This window comes from Candidatus Accumulibacter vicinus, from assembly GCF_000584955.1.
Classification (GTDB): domain Bacteria; phylum Pseudomonadota; class Gammaproteobacteria; order Burkholderiales; family Rhodocyclaceae; genus Accumulibacter; species Accumulibacter vicinus.
The window spans coordinates 31788-33952 of record NZ_JDSS02000049.1 but is presented as its reverse complement, the minus strand read 5'-3'; the positions used below and the strand labels follow the sequence as shown (position 1 = coordinate 33952).

Annotated in this window: 1 pseudogene; it reads right to left on the bottom strand. The window is 69.2% G+C overall.

Annotated features, from left to right (window positions below):
- A pseudogene (locus CAPSK01_RS19845) lies at positions 1 to 2165 on the bottom strand (hypothetical protein); the annotation flags it as partial.

The following is a 2165-nucleotide window of genomic DNA, read 5'->3' as shown; positions in this document are numbered from 1 at the left end:
AACAGCGCGCGGTTGCTCTCGTCGAGCGCCGCACGCTCGCGCTCGCGCAGCACGGCAGTGTCGCCCTGCAGACCAAGCAAGCGCTCCTCGAGCGCCGCTCTTTCCTGCGCAATGGCAGCTGCGTCCTTGAGCGTCTCAGCCAACTTGCCCGACGCAGGTGTCAGCTCGGCGAACGCACCCGACACCTCGAGCAGCGCCGCGAATGCCGAGCGCCCGCCCTCAGTGGTCAGGTCCTGCGCCTCCACCAGGTCGCGGAAGGCGTCGCGCGTCGCGGGCACCGCGAGGCCTACGTCTGCCAGGGTCGCGGCAAGCGCCTGGCGCGCCTGGTCGGCGCGCTCTTGCTCGGAATAGAACTGCTCGTAGAAGATGCCGGCTGCGCTGCCCAGCTTGTCGACGCCGCCGAACAGGTCGACCAGCTTGGAAGCCGCGTCCCCGCCGGCAGCGCTCACGCCCAGCAGATCAAGACCTAGCTGCGACAACAGTGGGTTGACGTTGCCAAGCGAAGTGGCCAGCCGCGCCAATGTGTCGCCAGCCCGCTCGCCGGCCTTGGCGAACGGGCCGATGTCGGCAGTCAGGGTGCCGGCCAGCGCCTGACCGTAGCCCGCCAGGGCTTCCTGCAGCTTGGCGTTGATCTGATCGGCGCTGAGGCCCTTGACCGAGAACCTGATGCTCTCGGTGAAGCTCTCAACCGCCTGAGTAGGCAGCGCCAAGGCCGCCGCGTAGGCCTCCACCTGGGCGCGAACCGCCTTCGCGCCGGCGGCCAGTGGGTCGGTCAGATCAGCCCCCAGGGCCTGCGTGGTCGTCTTGTTGCTGCGAAACAGCCCGCCCTTGAAGAACTGCTCGGTGCTGCCCGCAAACCCTGCGTCGCCGCCGAAGGTGCCGACGATGCTCGTGTCCTTGAGCTTGCGGCCGAAGAGCGCATCCTTGGCGGCATACAACGCCACCGCAGCGGCGATATAGGGCGCCGCAGCGGCCAGGGTGCCACCTACCCCTAGGGCACCGCTCGCACCGGCCGTGGTTGGTCCGGCCAGGCCCGCCGCGAGGCTGCTGCCCTGCATCCCTGCCCCGAACGAGGACAGCGCAGACGAACCGAACAGCTTGCCGGCAGACGCCGCAAGCGAACCGAACGATGCACCCACTTCCCTGGAGAACAGCGACGCGACGTTGCCGAGCGTCCCCAGCAGTCCGGCGCCTTGCGAGACGCCTGATGCCGCCGACGCACCACCGGAGAGCAGCGCAGATGCCGCGCCGACCACGGGCGCGACGATGGCCTGGATCACGGGGCGCAGCGTCATCGTGCGGAACAGGCCGACGATGTACTCACGCGCCGAGCGGCCGCCCTGCATGAGAGCGTCCGCGAGCGACTGCCCGGTCTGCTCCACGGTGCGCTTCCATGCGTCCGCCGCGTCCTGCGCCGCCTTCTCGCCGGCGTCCCGGCTGGCCTTGCTGCCCAAGAGCTCGAGCAGCTCGCGCCGAGCGTCGATCTCCCGCTGCAGATCGGCGAACTGCTTGGAGTCATCGCGCAACTTGGCCTGCGCCTCATGCAGGCGTGCGATGGCCACCAGCTCGACCGCCTCGGCCAATGAGATGTTCAGGTCGCGCGCCTTGGCCGCCGCGGCCTCCTCGTCCTTGAGCGCCGACAAACGCTCCTTGACGGACTCCAGGGACTCTTGCCGGGCCTTCTCCTGCTTGGTGATGTAGTCGTCTATGCCTTGGCTCTCCGCGTTGCGCAGGTCAGCGCGGGCACGGGCGACCGCCTCCGCCACGCGGGCCTCTTCAGTGGCCTGGTCGATCGCACGCTGGACCGCGACCGCTCGCGCGTTCTTCTGCAGCAGCAGCTCTCGTTCCCCGGCCCGCAGCTTGTCGGCCTTGTCGGCGAGCTGGTCGGCCAAGCGGATCTCGAGTTCCTCGGCCTGCGTCAGCTCGCGCCCGAGATCAAGCCTGCGCTGCAGCGATGCGGTGAGCTGATCCACCTCGCGCGCCGCGGCCTTGTAGGGAGCTTCTGCAGCGCTGGCACCTCGGCGCTTCTGGATCAGCTGCAGCTCGAGGGCCGCCCTCTCCTTGGCAGTGATGATGCCTTTCGCCTCTGCGTCGGCCAACGCCTTCGTGTCGGCAGCGGACGCCTTCGTCACGCCGCCAAGTCGCGAGCGGATTTCCGCCAGCCT